General features: G+C 69.5%; 20 protein-coding genes. 7 read left to right on the top strand and 13 right to left on the bottom strand.

The window, feature by feature from the left end:
• Positions 1 to 6: 6 nt before the first annotated feature.
• The 6 genes from ACO073_RS01745 to ACO073_RS01720 form a co-directional block, all read right to left on the bottom strand.
• The gene (locus ACO073_RS01745) at positions 7 to 1,023 is read right to left on the bottom strand and encodes an NADP-dependent oxidoreductase (RefSeq protein WP_421994648.1); all 1,017 of its coding nucleotides are present in this window, start codon (positions 1,021 to 1,023) and stop codon (positions 7 to 9) included.
• Positions 1,024 to 1,102: 79 nt separating this feature from the next.
• Complete coding sequence (locus ACO073_RS01740; RefSeq protein WP_421994646.1) at positions 1,103 to 3,133, bottom strand: alkaline phosphatase family protein; 2,031 nt, start codon at positions 3,131 to 3,133, stop codon at positions 1,103 to 1,105.
• Positions 3,117 to 3,464: a hypothetical protein gene (locus tag ACO073_RS01735; protein WP_421994644.1), complete on the bottom strand. Its 348-nt coding sequence runs from the start codon at positions 3,462 to 3,464 to the stop codon at positions 3,117 to 3,119. Before ACO073_RS01735 ends, ACO073_RS01740 begins: the two co-directional genes overlap by 17 nt.
• A 217-nt stretch (positions 3,465 to 3,681) precedes the next feature.
• Positions 3,682 to 6,726, bottom strand: a complete 3,045-nt coding sequence (locus ACO073_RS01730) for an efflux RND transporter permease subunit (RefSeq protein ID WP_421994642.1) — start codon at positions 6,724 to 6,726, stop codon at positions 3,682 to 3,684.
• Complete coding sequence (locus ACO073_RS01725; protein WP_421994640.1) at positions 6,723 to 7,790, bottom strand: efflux RND transporter periplasmic adaptor subunit; 1,068 nt, start codon at positions 7,788 to 7,790, stop codon at positions 6,723 to 6,725. The genes ACO073_RS01730 and ACO073_RS01725 overlap by 4 nt, the downstream gene beginning before the upstream one ends.
• Positions 7,791 to 7,801: 11 nt before the next feature.
• Complete coding sequence (locus tag ACO073_RS01720; protein WP_421994638.1) at positions 7,802 to 8,878, bottom strand: efflux RND transporter periplasmic adaptor subunit; 1,077 nt, start codon at positions 8,876 to 8,878, stop codon at positions 7,802 to 7,804.
• 49 nt (positions 8,879 to 8,927) lie between these two features.
• On the opposite strand from ACO073_RS01720, the gene ACO073_RS01715 reads away from it, so the two are divergent.
• Complete coding sequence (locus tag ACO073_RS01715) at positions 8,928 to 10,064, top strand: mandelate racemase/muconate lactonizing enzyme family protein (RefSeq protein ID WP_421994636.1); 1,137 nt, start codon at positions 8,928 to 8,930, stop codon at positions 10,062 to 10,064.
• Here the strand turns inward: ACO073_RS01715 and ACO073_RS01710 are convergent.
• Positions 10,049 to 10,651: a TetR family transcriptional regulator gene (locus tag ACO073_RS01710; protein ID WP_421994634.1), complete on the bottom strand. Its 603-nt coding sequence runs from the start codon at positions 10,649 to 10,651 to the stop codon at positions 10,049 to 10,051. The two genes, ACO073_RS01715 and ACO073_RS01710, sit on opposite strands and share 16 nt — an antisense overlap.
• Before the next feature lie 86 nt (positions 10,652 to 10,737).
• On the opposite strand from ACO073_RS01710, the gene ACO073_RS01705 reads away from it, so the two are divergent.
• On the top strand, positions 10,738 to 11,706 hold the full coding sequence (locus ACO073_RS01705) for a hypothetical protein (RefSeq protein WP_421994632.1): 969 nt from the start codon (positions 10,738 to 10,740) through the stop codon (positions 11,704 to 11,706).
• 6 nt (positions 11,707 to 11,712) lie between these two features.
• Here the strand turns inward: ACO073_RS01705 and ACO073_RS01700 are convergent, their stop codons facing one another.
• The 5 genes from ACO073_RS01700 to ACO073_RS01680 all read right to left on the bottom strand — a co-directional run bounded on the left by ACO073_RS01700 (position 11,713) and on the right by ACO073_RS01680 (position 17,280).
• Positions 11,713 to 12,603, bottom strand: a complete 891-nt coding sequence (locus ACO073_RS01700; RefSeq protein ID WP_421994630.1) for an ABC transporter permease — start codon at positions 12,601 to 12,603, stop codon at positions 11,713 to 11,715.
• Between the two features lie 2 nt (positions 12,604 to 12,605).
• The gene (locus ACO073_RS01695) at positions 12,606 to 13,535 is read right to left on the bottom strand and encodes an ABC transporter permease (RefSeq protein WP_421994628.1); all 930 of its coding nucleotides are present in this window, start codon (positions 13,533 to 13,535) and stop codon (positions 12,606 to 12,608) included.
• Positions 13,535 to 14,521 carry an ABC transporter ATP-binding protein gene (locus tag ACO073_RS01690; RefSeq protein WP_421994626.1) on the bottom strand — a complete coding sequence of 329 codons (987 nt, stop codon included), beginning with the start codon at positions 14,519 to 14,521 and terminating at the stop codon, positions 13,535 to 13,537. Before ACO073_RS01690 ends, ACO073_RS01695 begins: the two co-directional genes overlap by 1 nt.
• Before the next feature lie 106 nt (positions 14,522 to 14,627).
• Positions 14,628 to 15,632, bottom strand: coding sequence for an ABC transporter ATP-binding protein (locus ACO073_RS01685; protein WP_421994624.1), 1,005 nt, complete (start codon positions 15,630 to 15,632; stop codon positions 14,628 to 14,630).
• Between the two features lie 10 nt (positions 15,633 to 15,642).
• Entirely contained in the window at positions 15,643 to 17,280 is a 1,638-nt protein-coding gene (locus ACO073_RS01680) for an ABC transporter substrate-binding protein (RefSeq protein ID WP_421994622.1), read from the bottom strand.
• Between the two features lie 189 nt (positions 17,281 to 17,469).
• Here ACO073_RS01680 and aqpZ point away from each other — a divergent pair, with 189 nt between their 5' ends.
• From aqpZ to ACO073_RS01655, 5 genes are all read left to right on the top strand, one after another.
• Positions 17,470 to 18,168 (top strand): aquaporin Z, encoded by a 699-nt coding sequence (gene aqpZ / locus ACO073_RS01675; protein WP_421994620.1) that lies wholly within the window; start codon positions 17,470 to 17,472, stop codon positions 18,166 to 18,168.
• Positions 18,169 to 18,227: 59 nt separating this feature from the next.
• Positions 18,228 to 18,590 carry a hypothetical protein gene (locus ACO073_RS01670; RefSeq protein ID WP_421994618.1) on the top strand — a complete coding sequence of 121 codons (363 nt, stop codon included), beginning with the start codon at positions 18,228 to 18,230 and terminating at the stop codon, positions 18,588 to 18,590.
• 32 nt (positions 18,591 to 18,622) lie between these two features.
• Complete coding sequence (locus tag ACO073_RS01665) at positions 18,623 to 20,716, top strand: adenylate/guanylate cyclase domain-containing protein (RefSeq protein ID WP_421994616.1); 2,094 nt, start codon at positions 18,623 to 18,625, stop codon at positions 20,714 to 20,716.
• 103 nt (positions 20,717 to 20,819) lie between these two features.
• On the top strand, positions 20,820 to 21,170 hold the full coding sequence (locus ACO073_RS01660) for a response regulator (RefSeq protein WP_421994614.1): 351 nt from the start codon (positions 20,820 to 20,822) through the stop codon (positions 21,168 to 21,170).
• A complete protein-coding gene (locus tag ACO073_RS01655) occupies positions 21,170 to 23,221 on the top strand; it encodes a sensor histidine kinase (RefSeq protein ID WP_421994612.1) in 2,052 nt (683 codons plus the stop codon). Before ACO073_RS01660 ends, ACO073_RS01655 begins: the two co-directional genes overlap by 1 nt.
• Here ACO073_RS01655 and ACO073_RS01650 read toward each other — a convergent pair.
• Positions 23,215 to 23,898 carry a hypothetical protein gene (locus ACO073_RS01650; RefSeq protein ID WP_421994610.1) on the bottom strand — a complete coding sequence of 228 codons (684 nt, stop codon included), beginning with the start codon at positions 23,896 to 23,898 and terminating at the stop codon, positions 23,215 to 23,217. The two genes, ACO073_RS01655 and ACO073_RS01650, sit on opposite strands and share 7 nt — an antisense overlap.
• Positions 23,899 to 23,931: the final 33 nt, after the last annotated feature.

The following is a 23,931-nucleotide window of genomic DNA, read 5'->3' as shown; positions in this document are numbered from 1 at the left end:
CCGGCGTCACGCGAGCTTGACCAGCATCTTGCCGAAATTCTCGCCGCGCAGCATGCCGATGAAGGCGCGCGGCGCCTGGGCGATGCCCTCGACCACGTCCTCGCGGTACTTGAGGCGGCCCGAGCGCACCCATTCGCCCATCTGGCGGCGCGCCGGCCCGTAGCGCTCGGCGAAGTCGGTGACGATGAAGCCCTGCGCGCGCACGCGCTTGCCGACGAAGGTGCCGAGCAGGCGGGGGCCCATCGGCGGGGTCGTGGCGTTGTATTGCGAGATCGAGCCGCAGAGCGCCACGCGACCGAAGAAGTTGATGTTGCGCAGGACGGCGTCGGAGATCTCGCCGCCGACATTGTCGAAGTAGACGTCGATGCCGTTGGGGCAGGCCTCGCGAAGCGCCGCGTCGAGATCCTTCGTCTCCTTGTAGTCGAGGCAGGCGTCGAAGCCGAGTTCGTCGGTCACGAAGGCGCACTTGCGCTTGCCGCCGGCGATGCCGACGGCGCGGCAGCCCATGATCCTGGCGATCTGTCCCACGACCTGCCCGACGGCGCCGGAAGCCGCCGAGACGACGACGGTCTCGCCCGGCTTGGGCTGGCCGACCTCGAGCAGGCCGAAATAGGCGGTCATGCCCGGCATGCCGAGCACGCCGTTGGCCGTCGAGATCGGCGCGATCGACGGATCGACCTTGCGCAGGGTGGGTCCGCCGCCGATCGCATATTCCTGCCAGCCCAGCCGGTCCTCGACGATGTCGCCGACCGCGAAGCCCGGATTCTGCGACGCCACGACCTCGCCCACGATGCCGCCGGTCATGACCTCGCCGATGCCGACGGGCGCGGCATAGGAGGCGGCGTCGCGCATGCGGCCGCGCTGGTAGGGGTCGAGCGAGAGGTAGAGCACCTTGACCAGCACCTCGCCGTGCCGGGGCTCCGGCACCGGCGCCTCCTCGACCCGGAAGTCGGACTCGGCGGGCTCGCCGGGCGGGCGCCGCAGCAGCACGACGCGGCGATGGGTCTTCGGGATCGTGGCCATGGACGTTCGCTCCGCTGTTTGCCGGAGCTTAGCGCGGGAGCGGCAGCCGTGGGCAAGAGTCTCGCTGGCTGCGAAACGGTCAGAGTTCGCTGCGCCGGGACGCCTGGCGCGGCGGATCGGTGGTGCGCGGCCGCTTGAAGTCGAGGTCGTGGCGGATCTTGAGCTTGGCCTCGACCACGAACAGCTCGGCATCCTGCCGCGTCTGGATGGCACGGAACTGCTCGATCCAGCGCTCGCGCTCAGGATACTCCGCCGTCTGCAGGACCTTCATCAGCGCCACCTGGGCGAAGCCGAGCTGGGTGGAACCGGATTCGACCGGCACGCTGCGCTCGACCTGCCCGTCGAGATCCCGGCGGGCCAGGCGCAGCTCGGCACGGCGCAGCAGCAGCTGGTCCTCCGACTCGGGCTCGTCCGAGCAGCCGATCGGGTCGGGATTGACGGCCGGCTCCGGCAGCGTCGTCGGCGCGTCGGTGCGCGCGGCGTCGAGCGACACGAGATGGAGCAGGTCGGCGGCCGCCGCATCGCGACCGGTGATGGCGCCCATGCCGAACAGCCGCTCGGTGGTGGCGAGGATCGACGTATGGTCGTAGGTCGTATGGTCGATGGTGCCGCGCCGCACCCACGGCGAGATGACCAGCGCCGGCACGCGCACGCCGAGCTGGTCGAACCTGAAGCCGAAGTGATTGTAGTCGTCGACGGCCACGTCGCCGGGCGGTGGGGCGGGTGGCGGTCGCGCGTGGTCGTAGAAGCCGCCATGCTCGTCGAAGGTCACGATCAGCATGCTGCGCTCCCAGTAGGGCGAATTGCGGATCGCCTCGTAGGTCCGCTTGATCAGTCGCTCGCCGCGCGTCACATCGTCGAGCGGATGCATGGAGTTGCCGCAGGTATAGTCGCCCGGCCCGGTCGCGCCGAAGGTGCTCTCGCCGTACTGCGGCTCGATGAAGACGAACTTCGGCCCGAAGTCGGCGCGGCCGACGGCTTCGACGAAATCGTCGAAGTCCTGGAAGCGGCCCTGCAGGGCGTTGAGGTTCATGCCCGCGAGCGCGAAAGCCACCGGGAACTCGTCGCCCTCGACGACCTTCCATTCGATGCAGCGGTCGTCCAGCTTGTCGAAGATGGTGCCGTTGTAGAAGCGGTAGCCGCCGACGGTCACCGACGCGACGACGTCGAGCTTGCTCGGGCTGTCGTCGAGGCTGCCCGAGGAGGCGGCCATGGCGAAGAACCGGTTGGGCCAGGTCGGGCCGGGCAGCGAGGAGAACCAGGCATCGCAGATCGCGAACTCGCGGGCGAGCGTGGTCAGGACCGGAAGCTGCTCGGGAGCGAAGCAGCTCAGGGCGCGCGCCGCCGAGGCGCCGCCCTTGTCGACGTAGTGCTGGGCAAAACCGGAATTGTCGATCGGCGGGTAGCCGGCGGCCGGATCGTAGGGCCCGGCCGCGACGCCACACAGGGCGGCCAGGGCATCGCGGAATTCGTGCGGCGGGTCCTTGTCGACGTTCTTCAGCGCGAAGTCGGCGGGCGCATTGACCGCGACGGGCACGCCGTTGGCGAGGTTGGTGTCGACCGTCGTCGCGACGTCGATCGACGTCGGCTGGCCGTCGATCCCGACACCGCGCAGGCCGCTGAACGCGAACATGTGGTCGAACGAGCGGTTCTCGAGGATGAGCACGAAGATGCGGTCGATCTTCGCGCGCTGCCGGCGCCGGCCGCCGAACAGCGAGACGATGGCATCGACGATCGCCAGGATCGCGCAGCGCAGCCAGTCCCAGGCGACGCAGACCAGCTCCAGCCCCCAGGAGAAGACGATGCAGACCGTCTTCACCACCCAGGCGAATGCCTTGCAGACCCATTTGGCCACCCAGTACCAGGCCTTGCAGACCCATTTGGCGACCCAGTACCAGGCCTTGCAGAACCATTCGACGACGCAGTTCCAGAACGTGTACCAGTGGCAGTCCTTGCCCCATTCGGCGCACTGGTTCGATCCTTCGTCGGCCCATCGCGAGCACTGGTTCGATCCTTCGTCGGCCCACTGGGTGCATTCGTAGTCGACCATGGTCGACCAGTTCTTGCACTGGATGACGAAGCGGTTGACCCACTTAGTGCAGGTGGACATGTCGTCCCCCGTTGCTTGCGAGTCGCCGTGCGATCGTGCGTCGCAGCGCCAGCAGGCGCAGCCGCGACACCGCAACGCCCGCGACCTTTCCGGCCGCCGCCGCGGCGAACACCAGCCCGACGGCCGTGGCGGCCGAGCCCGGGGTCAGGCTTCCGAAAAAGACGAAGTGGCCGGCGGCGAGCAGCGCGGCGCCGGCGAAGAACGCGCCGCTCATCGCACAGCCGCATTCCTGGCCGAGCGTCACCGCGCGGGCGCGCAACCTTGGCTTGACCGGATCGGTGTCGGGCAGAGCGGCGGCCAAGGCATCGACGCTGCCGGCAAGCTTCGCCATCTGGACGGCTTTCCCTCCGCGGCCGCCGGTTGACGGCCATCGCAGGCTACCACCCATGCACGCGGGACCGTCCCTCGCCGCTGTGACATCGCGGGGGTCTGATTGGGCCCGCAGCCCTTGAGCACCGCGGAGAGGCCGTGAACCTATCGGAGCGCGGACCTCCAGGTCCGCTCATGATCATGATGCGGAGCTGGAGGTCCGCGCTCCAATGCCACGCCTAGGGGCGGTTCGGCTCCCGGATGCGGTACCAGGTGACGTAGAGCGCGGGCAGGAAGAACAGGGTCAGCATCGTGGCCACGACGATGCCGCCGATCATGGCGAAGGCCATCGGTCCCCAGAACACCTCGCGGGCGATCGGGATCATGCCGAGGCTGGCCGCGGCGGCGGTCAGCAGGATCGGGCGCATGCGATGCGTCGTGGCCTCGACGACGGCGTCCCACGGCGCCAGCCCCTCGGCGCGGAAGGAATCGATCTGGGCGACCAGGATGACGGAGTTCCGGATGATGATCCCGATCAGCGCCAGCACGCCGAGGATGGCCACGAAGCCCAGCGGCTTGTCGCTGAGCAGCAGGGCGGCCACGACGCCGATCAGGCCGAGCGGCGCAACGCTCACCACCAGGAACAGCTTCTGGAAGCTCTGGAGCTGCAGCATCAGCACGGTCGCCATCAGCAGCAGCATCAGCGGCACCACGGCGGCGATCGGTCGCTCGCCCTTGCCGCTCTCCTCGACCGTGCCGCCGATGGCGATCGAGTAATCCGGCGGGAGCTTCGCCTCGAACGCCGCGACCGCGGGCTTCAGCTCGCCCACGATCGTGGCGGGCTGCAGGTCGTCGCCGATCGAGGCGTAGAGCGTGATCGTCGGCTGCCGGTCGCGGCGGTACACGATCGGCTGCTCGATCGTGTACTGCACGGTGGCGATGGCCGACAGCGGCACCGGCTGTCCGTTGCGCCCGGCAAGCTGGAGCCCCTGGAAGGTCTCGATGGCCACGCGCTCGGCGCGATCGGCCCTCGGCACGATGTCGACGATGTAGATGCTGTCGTAGACCTGGGTGATCGACGAGCCGCCCACGACGTTGTTCAGCACCGTGGAGATGTCCTGGGAGCTGACGCCGAGCTGGCGCGCGCGGTTCTGGTCGACATCGATGCGCAGCACCATGCCGGGCTCGTTCCAGTCGTAGACGATGTTCCCGAGGTGGGGATTGGATGCCATCACCTCGGCGAACTGGAGCGCGAGCCCGCGCACCTGCTGGATGTCCGGACCGCTCAGCCGGTACTGGACCGGACGGCCGACCGGCGGGCCGAGCTCGAGCGGATGGACGAAGCCGTCGATGCCGACGAAGTCCTGGCGCAGGCGCTGCTTCAGACGCGCGCCCAAACGCTCTCGCGCGTCGAAGTCGCGGGCGACAATGACGATCTGTCCGAAGAACGGATTGCCGAGCTGTTCGTCGAGCGGCAGGTAGAAGCGCACGGCGCCGCGGCCGACATACGAGCTCCAGCGCACGATGTCGGGGTCGCCGGCCAGCGTCTTTTCCAGCCGGTCCATCTGCTTCTTCGTCTCGGCGATCGAGCTGTTCTGCGGCAGGGTCATGTCGACCAGGAGTTCCGGCCGGTCGGATGCCGGGAAGAACTGGTCCTGGACGTAGCGGAAGGCGAACAGCGACACGGCGAACAGACCAAGCGTCACGGCGATGGTCAGCCAGCGCCAGCGCATGGTGCGGAGCAGCGCCGGCAGGAACCACGCCTTGAGGCGCGATTGCCGCTCGCCCCCGGCGGGCGCCGTGCGCGGCAGCATGGTGACGCCGAGCAGCGGTGTCAGAAGCACGGCGACGACCCAGGAGATCAGCAAGGCGGCAGCGATCACCGCGAAAAGCGAGTACGTGTATTCGCCGGCCGAGCTGCCGTTCAGGCCGATCGGCACGAAGCCTGCCACGGTGACCAGCGTGCCCGTGAGCATGGGAAAGGCGGTCGAGCTGTAGGCAAAGGTCGCCGCCCGCTCGAGCGTGTCGCCGGCCTCGCGGCGAGCCACCATCATCTCGACCGAGATCATGGCGTCGTCGACCAGGAGGCCGAGCGCGATGATCAGGGCGCCGAGCGAGATACGCTGCAGCCCGATGCCGGCATACTCCATGAAGATGAAGGTGCCGGCCAGCACCAGCGGGATGGCCACCGCGACGACGAGGCCGGCGCGCAGGCCGAGGCTCAGGAAGCTCACGAGCATGACGATCGCAACCGCCTCGAACAGCGCCTGCGTGAAGCCGCCGATCGCCTCCTCGACGACGGCGGGCTGGTTGGAGACCAGGTGGACGCCGACCCCGATCGGCAGGTCGCCGACGACCTGAAGCATGCGCGCGCGCAGGGCCTTGCCGAACTCCACCAGGTTGTTGTTCGGCTTCATGCCGATGGCGATGCCGATCGCCGGCTGGCCGTTGTAGCGGAAGAGATTGCTCGGCGGATCGACATAGCCGCGGCTGATGGTGGCGACGTCGCTCAGCCGGAAGAAGCGGTCGTTGACCCGGATGTTGACCGCCCGCAGGCTCTCGACCGAGGTGAACTGGCCGCTCACCCGCAGGCTGACCCGCTCGGGGCCGGCCTGCACGACGCCCGACGGCACGACCGCGTTCTGCTGCTGCAGGCTGTTGATCGCCGCCTGCTGGTCGATGCCCAGCCCGGCGATGTGCTGGGTGGAGAAGTCGAGATAGATGACCTCGTCCTGCACGCCCAGCAGCTCGACGCGCCCGGCGCCCGGGATCTTGAGGATCTGCGACCGTGCCTGCTCCGCATAGTCCCTGAGCTGGCGCAGCGACAGGCCGTCGGCGGTGAGCGCATAGATGTTGCCGAAGACGTCTCCGAACTGGTCGTTGAAGAACGGTCCCTGGACGTTGGTCGGCAGGTCCTGGCGGATGTCGTTGATCTTGTTGCGAACCTGCACCCAGATCGCGCGGATGTCGCGGCCGGGCGTCTCGTCCTTGAGATTGACGAAGACGGTGGTCTGTCCCGGCGTCGTGTAGCTCTTGGTGAAGTCGAGGGTCTCGAGCTCCTGCAGCTTGCGCTCGATCCGGTCGGTGACCTGGTTGGTCATCTCCTCGACGGTGGCGCCCGGCCAGTTTGCCTGGATCACCATCGACTTGATGGTGAACGAGGGGTCCTCCTCGCGTCCGAGATGCCGATAGGACAGCAGCCCCGCCGCCACGACGAGCAGCATCAGGTACCAGATGAAGGACCGGTGGCCGAGTGCCCATTCGGAGAGGTTGAAACGCGTCATGGCGCCACCCTCACCGCCTGGCCGGGTGTCAGGCTGTGGACGCCGACGATCACGACGCGCTCGCCGGCCTTGACCCCCGCGCTCAGCATCACGCTCTCGCCGCGCCGCGCCGCGACCGTGACCTCGCGGGTCGACACGGTATTCGTGGCGGGGTCGACGATCCAGACGAACGCCTTGCCGTCCCTGTCGAGGATCGCGGTGGCGGGCAGCTCGATGCGCGGCGGCACCGGCCGAGACATCAGCACGGAGATGGTGATGCCGAGCCGGAAGGCGGGGGGCGGATTGTCGAGGCTGAGATAGGCGACGCGCGTGCGGGTCGTGGAATCGGCCGCGGGATCCACGCCGCGCACGCCGGCGGCCTTGATCGACACGGACTCGTCGAGGAACACCGTCATGTCGAGGTCGTTCCGGCCCGACAGCATGTCCGCGAGGTCGATCGGCACGGCGATCACCGCCTCGCGGATCTCGGGCCGCGCCAGGGTGACGATCCTCTGCCCGGCGTTGACCACCTGGCCCGGTTCGGCGTAGCGGCCCGTGATCACGCCGTCATAGTCCGCCCGAAGCTGGGTGTAGGACAGCTGGTCGCGGGCCTTGGACAGGCGTGCCTGGGCGCTCTCGACATTGGCCGCCGTGGTCGCACGGTTCTGCTCGGCGACGTCGAACTGCGCCTGGGGCGTGATGTTGCGCTGCACGAGGTCGCTCTGGCGGGTCTCCTCGGCGGCGGCGTTGGCGAACTGGGCCTGCGCGCTGGCCAGCGACGCCTCGGCGCCGCGCACCGACTGGACCTCGTCGGTCGGGTCGAGCGCCGCAAGCTCCTGGTTCTCCTTCACGATCGAGCCGACGTCGACGTAGCGCGCCACCATGCGGCCGAAGATGCGGAAACCGAGGTCGGTCTTGTAGCGCGCCTCGATGGAGCCGGCGAACGGCCCGAAGACCTCGCGGGTGCGCTCTTCGGCCACCACCGACAGGACCGGACGGACGGGCGCGGCGGCCGGCGTCGCATCCTCCTTGCACCCGCCGAGGCCACCCAGGAGAAGCCCGAGCAGCACCGGGAGCGCCGTCATCCCGCCGCATCTCATGGCTTGCCCTCCGGCACGACCTCGACCTTCTGCCCCGGCCGCAGCAGCTGGACGCCGGCGCTCACCACGACCTCGCCGGGCTGCAGGCCGCTCGCGACGGCGATGCTGTGCCGGGTGTAGCGGTCGATCACGATCGGCTTCAGGGAGACGGTGCCGGCGCCGGGATCGACCGTCCACACCGCCGGCTTGCCCGCGATGTCGAACAGCGACGCCCACGGCACCATGACCACCTTGCGCGGCGTCACCGGCGCGAGCGCGTTGACCAGCACCCCGAGCGACATCTCGGGCGGCGTCTGGCGCAGCCCGACCTTGACCTTGACGGTCTGCGTGCCGGGATCCACCGCGGGCGAGGTCTCGCGCACGTCGCCCACCGCCTGCACGGCCGGATCGGAGACGAGTGAAAGTTTCAGCCCCTTGTCGGCCGCGAGGTGCACGAGCGCCAGCTCGTGGACGTTGAAGACGGCGTCGCGTGGTCCGTCGCGCGCCAGCGTGTAGATGACCTGCGCCTGGGCAACGACCTGGCCGACCTCCGCAGACTGCTTGGTGATGACACCGTCGGCGTCGGCGCGCAGCTCCGTGTTGGACAGCATGTCCTGCGCGGTCGCGAGATCGGCCTGCGCCTGCCGGAGCTGCCCCTCGTTGGTGCGCAGCGTGCTCTCGGCCTGATCGTAGTTGTGACGCGTCGTGTTGCCGGTGGCGAGCAGCGAACGCTGGCGCTCGAAGGCGCCCGTCGACTGGCGCAGCATGGCCTGGGCGGATGCAACGCTCGCCTTGGCCGAGGCGACGTCCGCCTCCTGCTGCTCCGGATCGAGGCGCGCCAGCACCTGCCCCTTGGTGACATGGTCGCCGACGTTCACGAGCCGCTCGCTGATCTTACCGCTCAGCTTGAAGGCGAGATCCGTCTGGATCCGCGCCTCGATGTCGCCGGTGAAGGTGAGCGACGGCGCGAAGTCGACCCTCTCGACGGTCACCGCCCGCACGCGGGTGAGCGGTACCGTCGAGGCGCGGTCGTCCTTGCAGGCGGCGAGCAGCGCCACCCCTGCCAGGATGATCGTCGATGGTCGGATGTCCAAGCCTCCCCCAAGACCTTGCCTAAGGTATCAGCCGAGGCACAATGGTGCGATGCCAAAGATCGAGAAAATATCCTTCATCGGCCTCGAGTATTCGTTCGCGCCCGAGAAAGCCTATGGCATGTCCCGCGGCGGAGGCTTTCGCCGGCCCGGCGGGCTCGTCGAGATCGAGACCGACGCCGGCGTGACCGGTGTCGGCGAGGCGTTCGGCAATCCGCGGGTCACCCTCGAATACTTTCGCATGATCGAGCCGCTGTTCGCCGGCCGCAGCATCTTCGATTTCGATCATGTCGAGGCGCGCGTGCGCAACGCGATGTACCATCTCGGCGTGGGCAACCAGCTCACGGCGTGCCTCGCGGCCATCAACGTCGCGCTGTGGGACGCGATCGCGCGCGGCTTCGGCGTGCGGGTCTGCGACCTGATCGGCGGCTGCGGCCGCACGCGCTTCCCGGCCTACGCCTCGACCGGCTTCTTCTCCGACGATCCCGACCGCCAGCTCGACCACATGCTGGCCGAGGCGGCGGCCCATCCCTATGCCGGGGCCAAGATCAAGATCGGCCGCGGCATCCGGGACGACGTGGCGCGGGTACGCCGCGCCCGCGAGGCGCTCGGTCCCGACAGGCTGCTGATGGTCGACATCAATGGCGCCTACACCGCCGACCTGGCGCTGGCCTGCGCGCGCGCCATCGAGCCGTGGGACATCCACTGGGTCGAGGAGCCGCTGCCGCCCGGCGACCTGCGCGGCTATGCCGAGCTCAGGCTGCGCTCGCCGATCCCGATCGCCGCCGGCGAGGCGCACCACACGGTGCGCGACTTCCGCGCCCTGATCGACGGACGCTGCGTCGACATCGTGCAGCCCTCGATCCCCGGCACCGGGGGGCTGACCGAGGCGCGCCGCATCGCGACGCTGGCCCAGGCGCAGAACCTCAGGGTGGCGCCGCACGTCTGGGGCGGCGCGATCGGCCTGGCCGCGGCCTGCCAGTTCATCGCGTCGCTGCCCGACACGCCGCACACCGACCATCCGCCGGCGCCGCTGATGCTGGAATACGATATGAGCGACAATGCGCTGCGCACCGGCCTGCTGAAGACGCCGCTGCGACTGGAGGCGGGGCACGTGCTGCTGCCCGACGGGCCCGGCCTCGGCGTCGAGCTCGACCGCGACGCCGTCGAGCGCTACCGCGTCTGCTGACCGGCTGGCTGAGGGACCTCGCCGTCGATGTAGCGCTGCAGGGTCGGCCCGATCAGCGCCACGAGTTGCGGCGGCTGCATCATGACCAGCGGCGGCACCTTCAGCACGTAGCGGCCGAAGGCGAGGCCGAGGATCTGGCTGGCGACCAGGCCGGCGCGCACCGGCAGCTCGGCCGGCGGGACCACCTGCGCCAGCATCGGCACGACCTGGCCCAGGAAAATTCGCCGCGTCTGGTCGGCCGCCTCCTCGTTTGACGCGGAGGCGCGCAGCAGGATGACCAGGCTGCCGGTGCTGAGCGAGCCCTCCCACATGTCGACGAAGTGACGCATCAGGGTCGCGCCCCACTGCGACCGCTCGATGGCCGAGAGGTCGGGCAGCCGGAGGTCGAAGGCCGTGGCTGCGGTGAACAGCCCTTCCTTGCTGCCGAAGTAACGGATCACCATCGCCGGATCGATCGAGGCTCCGGCGGCGATGTCGCGCACCGTCGTCCGCTCGTAGCCCTGCCGGGCAAAAAGGTCCTGCGCCGCCTTGAGAATGGCCGCTCGGGTCCGCTGCGACTTGGCCGTCCGGGCTGGCGCCTCTGCCATCGGAAATTAATGCCAACAACCGTTGACAATGGCAATCATCGCGCTTAAGTCAACACTCGTTGACTTGCAGCGAGCGGAGGGAAAGCATGCGTCTGCATCAGCCTGATCCGACGGCCGCCCTGCTCGGCCTGCGTGCCATGAAGACGATTGCCCGGACCGACGACGGCGAGATCGGCCCGTCCCGACGGGCCCTGATGGAAGCGGTCAAGAAGGTCGTCCTCCATGTCGATGCCGACATCGACAGCCTTCAGCCCGTGACTCCCGCCGATCTCGCCGCCGGCTTCCCCTCGCCCGAGCTGCGCCAGCAGTTCACCAACGGCATGCTGGTGATGGCGCTGGCCGACGGCGTGCCGACCGAGAAGACGCTGGCGCAGGTCGAGGCCTATGCGAAGGCGCTGGGCATCGCCCCGCCCGAGCTGGCCGACCTCAGGCTGCTCGCCGACGGCCACATGCTGATCTTCAAGCTCGACTTCCTGCGCCGCGGCCACATCGCCGACATCATGAAGGACCAGCTCGCGCTCAAGGGGCCGCTGGGCTTCGCCAAGAGCATCCTCGGCATGCGCGGCCTGATGGAGGATCCGGCGCTGGCGGCTCGCTACCGCGCCTGGGAGAAGCTGCCCGAGGGCACGCTCGGCCGCGCCCTGGTCGACTTCTACAACAAGAACGGCTTCGCCGTTCCGGGCGAGCGCAACGGCTTCCCCGAGGCCGGGCTCTACCACGATCTCTGCCACGTGCTGGGCGGCTACGGTACCGACCCCGAGGGCGAGGTCGAAGTCGCGTCGTTCACGGCCGGCTTCAAGCGGACCAGGGCGCTCTATCTGGTTCTGTTCGCCGAGCTGGTCTTCAGCAGCGGCGTCAACATGCGTCCCAGCAAGGAAGGCTTCACGACCGTGGGCGTGCTGGGCAAGCCCGGCGTCGCCGAGAGGATGTTCGCCGCCATCGAGCGCGGCTCCCAGGTCAACAAGGACCTGACCGACCGGTGGGACTACTGGGCCGACATCGAGCGGCCGGTCGACGAGGTGCGCCGGAACTACAACATCCTGCCCAAGGGCTGAGGACCCTCAGCGCAAAGTCGGGTCGAGCCGGTCGCGCAGCCAGTCGCCGAGCAGGCTGATCGAGAGCGTCGTGAGCACGATCACGGTGGCGGGCGCCAGCATGATCCACGGCGCCCGCGTGATGTACTCGCGGCCGTAGCCGACCATGTTGCCGAGCGAACTCAGCGGCGGCTGCACGCCGAGCCCGAGGAAAGACAGGCCCGATTCGAGCAGGATGATCTCGGGGAAGGTGAGCGTCATCGACACGATCAGGGTCGAGGCGATGTTGGGCAGGATGTGCAGGCCGTAGATGCGGCCCGGTCCGGCGCCGAGCTGGCGCACCGCGGCGGCATAGCCCTGTTCGTTGGCAGCCAGGGTGAGGCCGCGCGTGATGCGGGCGTAGCGCTCCCAGGAGTGGAAGCCCATCAGCGCGACGAACAGCGGCAGGCTGTTGCCGAAGAAGGCCAGCACCGAGAGCGCGATGATCATGAAGGGCATGCTGGCCTGGAAGTCGATCGCCATCAGGATCAGCGTCTCGACGAAGCGGCGGAAATGCGCCGCCAGGATGCCGAGCGCGGTGCCCAGGCTGGCGGCGATCAGCGTGCCGAACAGGGCGATCAGCAGGCTCATGCGGATCGACATGATGAGGCGCGAAAGCACGTCGCGGCCGAGCTCGTCGGTGCCCAGCGGATGGGCCGGCGTGCCGCCGAACAGGAGCGGCGGCGCCAGCCGCGCCTTGAGGTCGAAGGCGGTGATCGAGTAGGGCCTGATCAGGTCGGCGCCGACGGCGCACACGGCCATCAGCAGCAGCCACGCCGCCGCCAGACCGACGCCGAAGGGGATGCGGGCCAGCCGCCGGCCGATCGCGGCGATCGGCGAGGCCGGCAGGGCGGCGGGAAGGGCGTCGCGCACGGCCATGGTCAGTGTCCCGCCGTGGCGCTGCGCACGCGCGGATCGAGCCAGCCATAGGCCATGTCGACGGTGAAGTTGGCCAGCACCATCCAGCTCGCGATCACCATCAGCAGGCACTGCACGACGGCGAGGTCGCGGTTGGCGACGGCCGAGACCAGCAGGCGGCCGATGCCGGGCCAGGCGAACACGCTCTCCACGACCACGGCGCCGGCGACCAGGCTGCCGATCATGAAGCCGATGATGGTGACGGTGGGGATGGCGGCATTGGGCAGGGCATGGCGCGACACGACGCGCCGCCACTGCACGCCCTTGGCCGAGGCGGCGCGGATGTAGGGCTGCCCCATGACCTCGAGCATCGCCGAGCGGGTGAAGCGCGCCATGATGGCGGCACCACCGGCGCCCAGGGTGACGATGGGCAGGATGGCGTTGACCGGATGGTCCGCGCCGCTGGCCGGCAGCCACCCGAGATTGACGGAGAAGACCAGCACCAGGAGAAGCGCCAGCACGAAGCTCGGCATGGTGAAGCCCGCGACCGACACGGCCATGGTGAGCCGGTCGGCGATCGAGTTGCGGTGCAGGGCGGCGTAGATGCCGGCCGGGATGCCGAGCCCGATCTTCAGCGCCAGCGCCGGCAGGGTGATGGCGAGCGTGGCGGGCACCCGTTCCATGACCAGGTCCATCGCCGGCCGCCCGTCGCGCATCGACTTGCCGAAATCGCCGGCGAACGCGTGACCGACATAGGCGAGGTACTGGTCCCAGATCGGCTGATCGAGGCCCCAGGCGGTGCGGAACGCCTTGATCGCCTCGGGTGGCGCGTCGACGGACATGATGAGCAGCGCCGGGTCGCCCGACAGGCGCAGCACCACGAAGGCGAAGGTCATCACGAACAGGATGGTGAGCGCGGCGCGCAGCAGGCGGGAGGCGGCGAACAGGAGCATCAGGCGGCGGCCTCCAAGGCCGGTTCGTCGGCGCGCAGGCAGGCGACCAGCCGGCCGTCGGGCCGCGCGCGCAGTGGCGGCGTCTGGCTGCGGCAGGCCGCGACAGCGAAGGGACAGCGCGTGTGGAAGGCACAGCCGGCCGGCACGTCGACCGGGTTGGGCGGATCGCCCTGCAGCAGCAGACGCTCGCGGCGTTCGCCGACCGACGGGATCGCCGAGACCAGCGCGCGGGTGTAGGGATGCGCCGGCTCGGCGAACAGGCTCTCGGCCTCGCCCTGCTCGACGATGCGGCCGAGATACATCACGGCCACGTCGTGGCTCACCTGGCGCACGACCTTGAGATCGTGGCTGATGAACAGGTAGGCGATGCCCAGTCGCTCCTGCAGGTCGAGCAGCAGGTTCACCACCTGCGCCTGGATCGACACGTCGAGCGCCGAGATCGGCTCGTCGCAGACCAGCAGGTCGGGCTCGGTGATCAGGGCGCGGGCCAGCACGACACGCTGGCGCTGGCCGCCGCTCAGCTCGTGCGGGTAGCGGTCGAACTGGTGGCCCTGCAGGCCGACCGCATCCATGACCGCCCGCGCGCGCTCGCGCCGCTCGGCCGGTGCCTGCTCGCTGTGGATGGCGAGCGGCTCCATGATCTGGACGCCGACCGGAAGGCGCCGGTCGAGCGCCCCCAGCGGATCCTGGAACACCATCTGGATGCGCCGGCGCAGGGCGCGCCAGGCCGAGCTGCCGGTGGCGGGCATGTCGCCGCCGCCGTAACGGACCGTGCCGGCGCTGGGCGGGATCAGGCCCAGCACCAGCTTCCCGGTCGTCGACTTGCCGCAACCCGATTCGCCGACCAGGCCCAGCGTGCGGCCGGCCGAGAGCTGTAGCGACACGCCGTCGACGGCGCGCAGCAGCGCCTTGGTACCGAACGGCCCACGCCCGGTCCGCACCCGGTAGTGGCGCCGCAGATCGACGGCTTCGAGGAGGGGGCTCATCGGAGCGCGGACCTCCAGGTCCGCTCATGTGTAGTTTTTCCTCCCAACGGAGGAAGGAGCCTGAGATGCATGAGCGGACCTGGAGGTCCGCGGTCCGCTGAAGTGGTCATTCCGCGGCCTTCGGCAGCGTCCAGGCCGACAGGCCCTCGTCGCTGGGGTAGTGGCAGGCCACGCGGTGCAGGAAGCCGACCGGCCGGCTGGCCGGCGGCTCGGCGAGGCAGCGCGTGCGGGCCGTCGGGCAGCGCGGCGCGAAGGAGCAGCCGGCCGGCGCCTTGCCCGGCTCGGGGACTGTGCCCGGAATGGCTGTCAGGCGCCGCCGTGGTCCGGTGAGCGGCGGCAACGCCGCCAGCAGGCCCTGGGTATAGGGGTGTCGCGGCGCGGCGAAGAGGTCGCGGCCCGGCGCCTCCTCGACCAGTCGGCCGGCATACATGACGGCGACACGGTCGACATTCTCGGCCACCACGCCGAGGTCGTGGCTGATCAGGACCAGCGCCATGCCGGTGTCGCGGCGGATCGCGCCCAGCAGCGCCAGGATCTGCGCCTGGATCGTGGCATCGAGCGCCGTCGTCGGCTCGTCGGCCACCAGCAGGTCGGGCTGGCCGGCCAGTGCCATGGCGATCATCACGCGCTGGTTCAGACCGCCCGAGAGCTGGTGCGGATAGTCGCCGAGCCGGCGTCTGGCGTCGGCGATGCCGACCTGGTCGAGCAGCCGCAGCGCCTCGGCCCGGGCGGCCGCGGCGCCGAGGCCGCGATGGAGCCGCAGCGCCTCGCCGAGCTGCCAGCCGATCCGGTGCACCGGATTCAGGCAGCTCGACGGATCCTGGAAGATCATGGCGATGCGCTTGCCGCGCACCGTCTCCAGCGCCCGCCGTGGCGCCCCGACCAGCTCGGAGCCCTCGAGGCGCACCGAGCCGCCGACGCGGGCGCGTGCCGGCAGGAGCCCGAGCGCGGCGAGCCACGTCACGCTCTTGCCGGATCCCGATTCGCCGACGATGCCCAGCGCCTGGCCGGGCGCGACGGCGAGGTCGACGCCGTCGACCGCCCGCGCACTGCGGTCGTCCTTCGCGAAATCGACGGTGAGGCCGGCGATCTCGACCAACGGGGCGGCCATGGCGGCCGGCTCAGTTGCTGGCGAAGTTGCTGGCGCGGAACTCCATCGCGAAGGAGGGCGAGGCCTTCCAGCGGATGTCCTTGCGCTTGGCGGTAAAGGTCGCGTTCTGGTGCAGCACGGTGAAGGCGGGATCCTCGCGCTCGCAGATCTCGAGCATGCGCTTGAACATCGCCTTGCGCTTCTGCATGTCGGTCTCGATCTCCAGGGCGACGGAGAGCTTGTTCATCTCCTCGTTCGTCCATTCGCCGACCTGCTGCTGCTGGCCCTGCGGCCCGTGCTGGGCGACGATCGAGGAGATCGGGTCGTTGAAGCCGGCGCTGTTGGACCAGTCGCGCACGGCGCGCGGGCTGCCGGCATCGAAGATCTGCTGCCAGTTCTCCTTCATCTCGATCTGGACGTTGAGTCCGGCCTGGCGCCACATCTCGACCAGCACCTGCGCCGTCGCCACCTGGTTCGTGTAGTAGTTGTTGAGCAGGCGATAGGGGATCGGATCGCCCTTGTAGTTGGCGGCCTTGAGCAGTTCCTTGGCCTTGGCGAGGTCGTAGGCCGGCACCGTCCAGTTCTCGATGAACATCGGCCCGTAGAATTCCCACTGCAGCCCGGCCGGCACGCGGGTGCGGCCCGACCACAACGCGTCGACGATCGCCTGGCGGTCGATGGCATGCGTGAAGGCCTGGCGCACGCGCGGATCGGCGAGCTGCGGATGGTTCTTGTCGAACACCGTCAGGCGATGATTGACGATGGTGCTGCCCAGCACCTCGAACTTCGGGTTCTTCTCGATGCCGGGGATCTGGTCCGGCGGCACGTCGCAGATGAAGTCGAACTGGCCGGCCAGCAGGCCGTTGATGCGAGTCGCGACCTCGGGCACGACCACCATCTTCACGCTCTTGATCGGCGGACGGCCGCCCCAGTAGTCGTCGTGGGCGTCCATCGTCAGCGACTGGTCGGGCACGAACTCGCGCACCTTGTAGGGGCCGGTGGCGACCGGCGCGCGCGACCAGTCGAGCCAGGTCTTGGCCTCCTCGAAGCCGCGGCGCGAGATGATGTCGCTGCCCATGCGGCCCAGCCGCCCTTCCAGGGTGACGTCGGGCGTGCGGTTGGTGAAGCGGACCGTGTACTTGTCGATCGCCTCGACCTTTTCGAGCGCCGGCAGCAGGCGCTTGGCGACGGCCGGAACCTCCGGGGGCAGCTTCTTGCCTTCGACCGAATCGCGCACCAGCACCGAGGTGAACAGCGTCTTGTTGGACGTGATGTCGTAGTCCGGGCCGAACATGCGGTCGCGGCTGAAGGTGAAGACCACGTCGTCGGCCGTCATCTCGTCGCCGTTGTGGAACTTCACGCCCTTGCGCAGGGTGAACTCGACCGTGCGCTCGTCGATCCGCTTCCAGCTCTCGGCCAGGCCGGGCTTCGATTCGAGCTTGCCCAGCAGGTTCTGCATGATCAGCGGCTCGAACAGGAACGAGAAGACCCGCTGGCCGACGTTCGACTGCTCGCGCAACGGCTCCAGGGAGGCGCTGTTGGCGATCTGCTGCACCGCGATGGTGATGCTGGGCCGGTCGTTGGACTGGCCGATGGCGATGCGTGGCAGGCCGAGGCTCGCCGCAGCGAGTCCGGTGGTGGCGATCAGACGGCGACGACGCAGGAACATGTGCACGGGCTCCCTCAGGAAGAGGGCGGCAACGCTAGGGACCGACGATGAAGGATAGGTTGCGTTCGCGTGACGCTTCGTTGTGCGGTGCAACAAGTTTCCCACCGCGCGGCCACAGCCGATGTTTGCGTGCGGTGTGCTAAACTCCCAGCGGGCGCGCGCCGCGCGCTCCAATCGGGGGAAACGACAATGCCCACAGCCAATCGTCTCTATGCCGAGTTTCTCGGGACCGCCTGGCTGGTGCTCGGCGGATGCGGCAGCGCCGTCCTCGCCGCGGCCTTTCCGCAGCTCGGGATCGGCTTCGCCGGCGTGGCGCTCGCCTTCGGCCTCACCGTCGTGACCATGGCGTACGCGGTCGCTCCGGTGTCGGGCGCGCACTTCAATCCGGCGATCACCGTGGGTCTGGCCTGCGCCCGGCGCTTTCCCTGGCGCGATGTCGTGCCCTATGTCGTCGTCCAGGTCGTGGGCGGCATCGTCGGAGCGGCGATCCTCTACGTCGTGGCGACCGGCCGGGCCGGTGCCGAGATCGGCAGCTTCGCGACCAACGGCTACGGCGAGCACTCGCCCGGCAAATATGGTCTCCTGGCGGCCGTCGTCTGCGAGGTCGTCATGACCTTCTTCTTCGTCACCGTGATCCTGGGCGTCACCGACAAGCGGGCCATGGCCTTCGTCGGCGCCGCACCGCTCGCCATCGGCCTCACGCTGACGCTGATCCATCTGATCAGCATCCCCGTCACCAACACGTCGGTGAACCCCGCCCGCAGCACGGCGCCGGCGTTGTTCGTCGGCGGGGCGGCCCTGCAGCAGCTGTGGCTGTTCTGGCTGGCGCCTCTGGTCGGCGGTGCCATCGCCGGCCTCGCCTACGGCGCCCTCGGTCGCGAGGACTGACGCCGCGCGCCGGGGACGGTACAGTGAACCGGCCATCCCCGGCCACTGAAGGAGCCGTCATGAACCTCGCCCGCCGCCTCGCCTGCCTCGCCGTCCTGGGCCTGCTGCCCGCCGTTGCGTCGGCACAGCAGTCGGTCAAGTTCCGGCTGGCCGCTCAGCCTGGCAACATCCAGGGCTGCATCGCGGCCGATCCGCAGTTCACCCGCGAGCACACGCTGACCGTTGCCGGCGGCGAGGCGGAGCTGACCTCGCCCGGCGGCGTCAACACCAAGCTCAAGGCGACGAAGCCCAACGTCTTCGAGACCGATTACGCGCAAGGTCGCCTGCACCTGCACCTCGTCGCCGACCTCGCGGCCAGCCCGCCGACGCTCACGGTCACCGAGAAGAACCTCGGCTGCAAGTGGATGGCCGTCAGGAGCTAGCCGCTGTCCGCGCGAGCGATCTCCGCGGCGGCATGAAGCGCGAGCGGCGCTCGATCCCTTTCAGCGTCACGCTGCTGACGCTGATGGGGCTGATCATCGTGCCGCTGGCGGCCGCGCTGCTGCTGCTCGGCTGGCGGGCGGTCGACCAGCTCGAGATGAGAAACGTCAGCCATCGCATGGCGGCGCTCGACAATGCGATGGAGGGCACCCTTGTGTCGGGCCTGCGCCTCGTCGTGGCCGTGGGCACGACGCTGGCCGACACGCCGGAGTTCAAGCGCGACAGCGGCGTCGACTCGCCGGATGCCAAGCTGCGCCAGCTGGCGCTGATTGTCGGGCGCTTTCCGGCGATTTCGGCGGCTTATGTCGGCTACGACAACGGCGACTTCCTCTATGCCGGCGAGACGGAGTTCATGTCGCCGCAGCAGCGGCTGGACTACGACGTCCCCGACGGCGCCACCTTCCTGCTGCGCACGGCGGCGGCGGACGGGTCGGCGCGACGGGAGACCTGGTGGTTCGAGCTCGAAGACGGAAGCTGGACGCCGCCGCGCCGCCGCACGACGGACTACGATCCGCGCCGCCGGCCGTGGTTCATCGATGCCCGGCGGGAGAAGCGGCCGGTCCTCACCGAGCCCTACGCCTTCGCCTTCATGAACACGATCGGCGTCTCGGCCGGGGTGCCCATGGGGCTTGAGGGGGTGATCGGCTTCGATTTCACGATCGACACGCTGACGCGGCTGCTCGACCAGTACAGGATCACCCCGAACTCCATCATCATGGTGGCCAGCGGCACCGGCAAGGTCTTCATGGAATCGGAGGCCTGCCGAATCGAGAAGACGGCGTGCCTCCCTGGCGAGGATGCAGTGCGCTCGGCGATGCGCGAGACGATCGCGCAAGGGAGCAAGGGCGAGCGTCTCGAGCGCGTGATGCCGCTGGGCGGCCGCGTCTACCAGCTCTTGGTGCATGCGATGCCCGAGACCTTCGGCGAGAGCTTCAGGGTGGCCGCCGCGGTCCCGCTGGTCGAGCTCACGGCCGATTCGCAGGCCCTGGTGCGCCGCGCCACCATCGCGGCGGCGATCGCGGTGACGCTGGCCGTCATCGGCACGCTGCTCGCGTCGCTGCTGCTGTCACGCTCGATCTCGCGCATCGCGGTCAAGACCGAAAGCATCCGCAGCCTCGACTTCTCCGACCGCACGCCGGTCGACAGCCGAATCACCGAGATCGTGCGCCTGTCCGATTCGATCGAGCGCATGCGCGAAGGGTTGGAAGTGTTCGGCCGCTATGTGTCGAAGAACCTGGTCCACCAGATCATGCGCTCGCCCGAATCGGCAGGCGTCGGCGGCACGCGACGCGAGATCACGGTCATGTTCTCCGACATCGAGGGCTTCTCGCTGCTCAGCGAGAGCATGGAGCCCGAGCTCCTGACCAGCCGACTGTCGCGCTACTTCGACGTGTTGGGCTCGGCGATCCTCGTCAACCGCGGCACCATCGACAAGTATATCGGCGACAGCATCATGGCGTTCTGGAACGCGCCGGAGCCCGATCCCGACCATGTCGTCAATGCCTGCCGCGCCGCCCTGCAGGCCTCGGCGGCGAGTCGCGCCCTGTCCGAGAAATGGAGGGGTCGCGGGCGGCCGGGCTTCCGCACCCGCTTCGGCCTCCATACCGGTCCGGCGGTGGTCGGCAATGTCGGCGCGCGCGAGCGCATCAACTACACGCTGGTCGGCGCGGTCGCCAACCAGGCCTCGCGGCTGGAGGGGCTGAACAAGGTCTACGGCACGGAGGTGCTGGCCAGCGGCGAGGTGGCGGCGATCGCTGGCGATCAATTCGTGTGGCGCCACATCGACCGCATCGTGGCGGCCGGCACGACCGAGGAGATGGAGATCTACGAGCCGATGGGCGAGCTCGACGGAAACGGCGAGGACGCGGCCTTCCTCGACCGCTGGCGCGAGGCGTCCGAGGCCTACCGGGCCGGCCGTTTCGAGGACGCCCGGTCGGCCTTCCGCGCTGCCGCGACGCTGCGGCCGGAGGATGCGCCCTGCGCGCTCTTCATCGGGCGGTGCGAGGCCTTCCTGCGCGACGGCACGCCGCCCGGCTGGACGGGCGCCTGGCACTTCGACAAGAAGTAACGGTCCCGGTTGTCGCGGTCGGCGCCCTGCCGATAGGATCGCGATGGGCGGCTGCCCTCCCGACGGCGCGGCCTTGAGGGAGATCGAGTTGTCCGTGGCCGGCATGCGCGTTTTCATCGTCGAGGACGAGCCGCTGATCCTCTTTGCCCTCGAGGACATGCTGGCCGATCTTGGCTGCGAAATCGTCGCCAGCGCGATGCGGGTGCCCGAGGCGCTGGGCAAGGCTGAGGCGCTGGCGTTCGACATCGCGATCCTCGACGTCAATATCGCCGGCGACCGCGTCGATCCGGTGGCCGACCTGCTGGCCGCGCGCGGCGTGCCCTTCGTGTTCGCCACCGGCTATGGGCCGTCGGCCGCGCCGGACCGGCACCGCGAGCGCCGGGTGATCGCCAAGCCCTACCGGACGCGCGACCTCCACGAGGCGCTGGCGGCTTCGCTGCCCGGACGCTCCTGATGGCCGACGCGGGCAACGGCCGGACGGCCCGCAGCTTCCCGGCGGCGGCGCACCTGACGGCGCTGGCCGCGATCGTCGCCCTGCCGCTGCTGCTGCTGGTCGGCATGCTGCTCTACCGGTCGGTGACTCTCGAGGACCAACAGACCAAGCAGCGCGTCAGCCAGGTGCTGGAAGGGCTGGTCGCCGACGTCGACCGCGACATCGACCGGCGCGTGTCCGTCCTCGAGACGCTGTCGACCTCGCCGCTTCTGGTGGCGGAGGATTGGCCGGCCTTCTACCGCCAGGCCAGGGAAAGCCTCCAAGGCCGTGCCTTTCTCGTGCTGGTCGACATCGAGGGCCGGCAGCTGGTGAACACCTTTGTGCCGTTCGGCGGGGAGCCGGCGATGACCGGCAATCCGGAGACGGTGAAGCGGATGCGGGACACCGGCCGCCCGGTCGTGTCCGACCTGTTCACCAGCCTCGTGGTCAGGCAACCCGTCTACAACGTGTCGATCCCGGTGCGTCGCGGCGACGACCTGCGCTTCGTCATGAGCCTCGGCCTGCTGCCGGAGGACCTGCGCGACCTGCTGCAGAGCCAGGGCCTGCCGCCGCAATGGTCGGCGACGATCTGGGACAGCCGCGGCATCGTCATGGCCCGCACCCGCGACCATGCGCGCCTCCTGGGCACAGCGGTGCCGCCGCGCCTCGTCGACCAGACGCCGGAACGGGTGATACGCACCGCCGACATCGACGGCGAGAAGGTGCTGGCGGCCGTCGGCCACACCGGGCTGGCGGGTTGGGGGATCGCCGTCACCGTGGCGGCGTCGCAGATCGACGAGCAGCTGGCGGCCTCGGTCTGGCTCTGGGGCGCCACCATCCTGGCCGTCAGCGGGCTGGTGGTGGGCCTGGCCTTCCTGTTCGGACGGGGCCTGACGCGGCCGCTGGTCGCGGCGCGCCAGGCGGCGCTGGCGCTGGGCCGCGGCGAGCCGCTGTCCATCGGCCCGTCCCGCATCACGGAGATCGACGCCGTCAATGACGCCCTGCGGCGGGCCCGGCAGGAGCTCGACGCGCGATCGGCGGCCCTGCGCCGCAACGAGGAGCAGCTGCGCACGGCCGCCGAGGCCGCGCAGTTCGGCGTCCACGAGTACGACGTCGTGCACGATCGCACCCACCGCTCTCCGCAGTTCCTGGAGATCCTGGGTGCCGGACCCGAGGCCGCGTCGGCGACGTTCGAAGGCGGCCTCGGCTTCGTCCATCCCGACGACCGCGAGGCGACGCGCGAGCGCAAGCGCGCGATCCTCGACGGCGGCGGCGACCGCTACCAGCTCGACTACCGCATCCTGCGGCCCGACGGCCAGGTGCGTTGGGTGATGGACCGCGGCCGCGTCATCCGCGACGCTGACGGCCAGGCGCTGAACGTGGTCGGGGTGGTGCTCGACATCACCGCCCTGAAGGACGCCGAGCAGCGCCAGCGCCTGCTGTTCGACGAGCTGAACCATCGCGTCAAGAACACCCTGTCGATCGTCCAGGCGCTGGCCCAGCAGACGCTGCGGACGCGGCCCGACCCGGCCGACTTCAACGATGCCTTCGCCGAGCGGCTGGCCTCGCTGGCGCGGGCGCACAGCCTGCTGACGAACGAATCCTGGCAGGGCGCGCCGCTCCAGGAGATCGTATCGGCGGCGCTGGAGCCGTTCATGGCGGAGGCGGGGCGGATTCGGATCGCCGGCCCGCCGGTCCGCATCCCGGCCAGCGGCACCATCACGCTCAGCCTGATGCTGCACGAGCTGGCGACCAATGCCGCCAAGTACGGCGCGCTGTCGAACGAGGCGGGCCACCTGTCCATCGCCTGGGAGGTGCGCGAGGAGCGCGCGGGGATCGCGGTCGATCTGCGCTGGCAGGAGGAGGACGGTCCGCCCGTCGTGCCGCCGGCCAGCCGCGGGTTCGGCAGCCGGCTGCTGGCCGGCAGCGTCCGCCAGCTCAATGCCCAGTTCGACTCGGACTACGCGGCGCATGGCTTCCGGTGCCGGCTGCGCTTCCCGGTGCCGCGCTCCGTCGAGGCACCGGCTCAGTAGCGGACGGTGACGCCGACCGTGAAGAAGCGCGAGCTGGAGGTGTCGAAGAAGCTGCCGGCGAGAAAGTCGAAGTCGATCGGCCCGTCCTTCGGCGTGTAGCGCAGGCCGAGCTGGGTGCCGGCGACGCCGTTGGGGGCCCGGCCGAACACTTCGAGCATGAGGGTGAGGTCCCAGCCGACCTTTGCCTCGACCTGGGCGCCGTAGAACAGGGCGTCGGGATGGTCGCTCTTCAGGTAGCTCCAGCCGGCATTGAGGTTGAACCTCACCTTCTCGTCGAGCGGCAGGGTCACCAGCATGACGAGCTGCGAGAAACCGAGATCGCCCGTGCTCAGGCTGACCCCGGCGTTGAAGCCCAGTCCGACGCCGACACCGGTCGATTCCGGCTGGAAATTCAGCTTCACCGCCGGCCCAAGGAGCGGTGCCTGGGTGGTCTGGTCCCAGTAGTGCTGGAAGGCGGCGCCGAATTCGAGCCGCGGCAGGCGTTCGGCCGTGCACACCGGCGACAGGTTGAAATAGCCCTCGCCCGGTACGAACCGGGTCACCCACGTCTCCAGGTGGCAGGTGCCGGGCGTCTCGACCTCGGAATCGTCGACGATATGGGCGCCGCCGGCCGCCGCAGCCTCGAGGGCGTGCAGCAAAAAAGCCACCAGGAGGCCGACGATACCGGGACGTTTCACGCGGCCGAAACAATCGGCTGTTTTGATGACGGC

Source organism: Reyranella sp., assembly GCF_965229815.1.
GTDB lineage: Bacteria > Pseudomonadota > Alphaproteobacteria > Reyranellales > Reyranellaceae > Reyranella.
Note: the sequence above shows the minus strand (reverse complement) of the source record. Positions and strands in the feature narration are given on the sequence as shown.

Coding starts and splice junctions, on each gene's coding strand:
- ACO073_RS01745 (WP_421994648.1), bottom strand. CDS start 1,023: ATGGCCACGATCCCGAAGACCCATCGCCGCGTCGTGCTGCTGCGGCGC.
- ACO073_RS01740 (WP_421994646.1), bottom strand. CDS start 3,133: ATGTCCACCTGCACTAAGTGGGTCAACCGCTTCGTCATCCAGTGCAAG.
- ACO073_RS01735 (WP_421994644.1), bottom strand. CDS start 3,464: ATGGCGAAGCTTGCCGGCAGCGTCGATGCCTTGGCCGCCGCTCTGCCC.
- ACO073_RS01730 (WP_421994642.1), bottom strand. CDS start 6,726: ATGACGCGTTTCAACCTCTCCGAATGGGCACTCGGCCACCGGTCCTTC.
- ACO073_RS01725 (WP_421994640.1), bottom strand. CDS start 7,790: ATGACGGCGCTCCCGGTGCTGCTCGGGCTTCTCCTGGGTGGCCTCGGC.
- ACO073_RS01715 (WP_421994636.1), top strand. CDS start 8,928: ATGCCAAAGATCGAGAAAATATCCTTCATCGGCCTCGAGTATTCGTTC.
- ACO073_RS01710 (WP_421994634.1), bottom strand. CDS start 10,651: ATGGCAGAGGCGCCAGCCCGGACGGCCAAGTCGCAGCGGACCCGAGCG.
- ACO073_RS01705 (WP_421994632.1), top strand. CDS start 10,738: ATGCGTCTGCATCAGCCTGATCCGACGGCCGCCCTGCTCGGCCTGCGT.
- ACO073_RS01700 (WP_421994630.1), bottom strand. CDS start 12,603: ATGGCCGTGCGCGACGCCCTTCCCGCCGCCCTGCCGGCCTCGCCGATC.
- ACO073_RS01695 (WP_421994628.1), bottom strand. CDS start 13,535: ATGCTCCTGTTCGCCGCCTCCCGCCTGCTGCGCGCCGCGCTCACCATC.
- ACO073_RS01690 (WP_421994626.1), bottom strand. CDS start 14,521: ATGAGCCCCCTCCTCGAAGCCGTCGATCTGCGGCGCCACTACCGGGTG.
- ACO073_RS01685 (WP_421994624.1), bottom strand. CDS start 15,632: ATGGCCGCCCCGTTGGTCGAGATCGCCGGCCTCACCGTCGATTTCGCG.
- ACO073_RS01680 (WP_421994622.1), bottom strand. CDS start 17,280: ATGTTCCTGCGTCGTCGCCGTCTGATCGCCACCACCGGACTCGCTGCG.
- aqpZ (WP_421994620.1), top strand. CDS start 17,470: ATGCCCACAGCCAATCGTCTCTATGCCGAGTTTCTCGGGACCGCCTGG.
- ACO073_RS01670 (WP_421994618.1), top strand. CDS start 18,228: ATGAACCTCGCCCGCCGCCTCGCCTGCCTCGCCGTCCTGGGCCTGCTG.
- ACO073_RS01665 (WP_421994616.1), top strand. CDS start 18,623: ATGAAGCGCGAGCGGCGCTCGATCCCTTTCAGCGTCACGCTGCTGACG.
- ACO073_RS01660 (WP_421994614.1), top strand. CDS start 20,820: ATGCGCGTTTTCATCGTCGAGGACGAGCCGCTGATCCTCTTTGCCCTC.
- ACO073_RS01655 (WP_421994612.1), top strand. CDS start 21,170: ATGGCCGACGCGGGCAACGGCCGGACGGCCCGCAGCTTCCCGGCGGCG.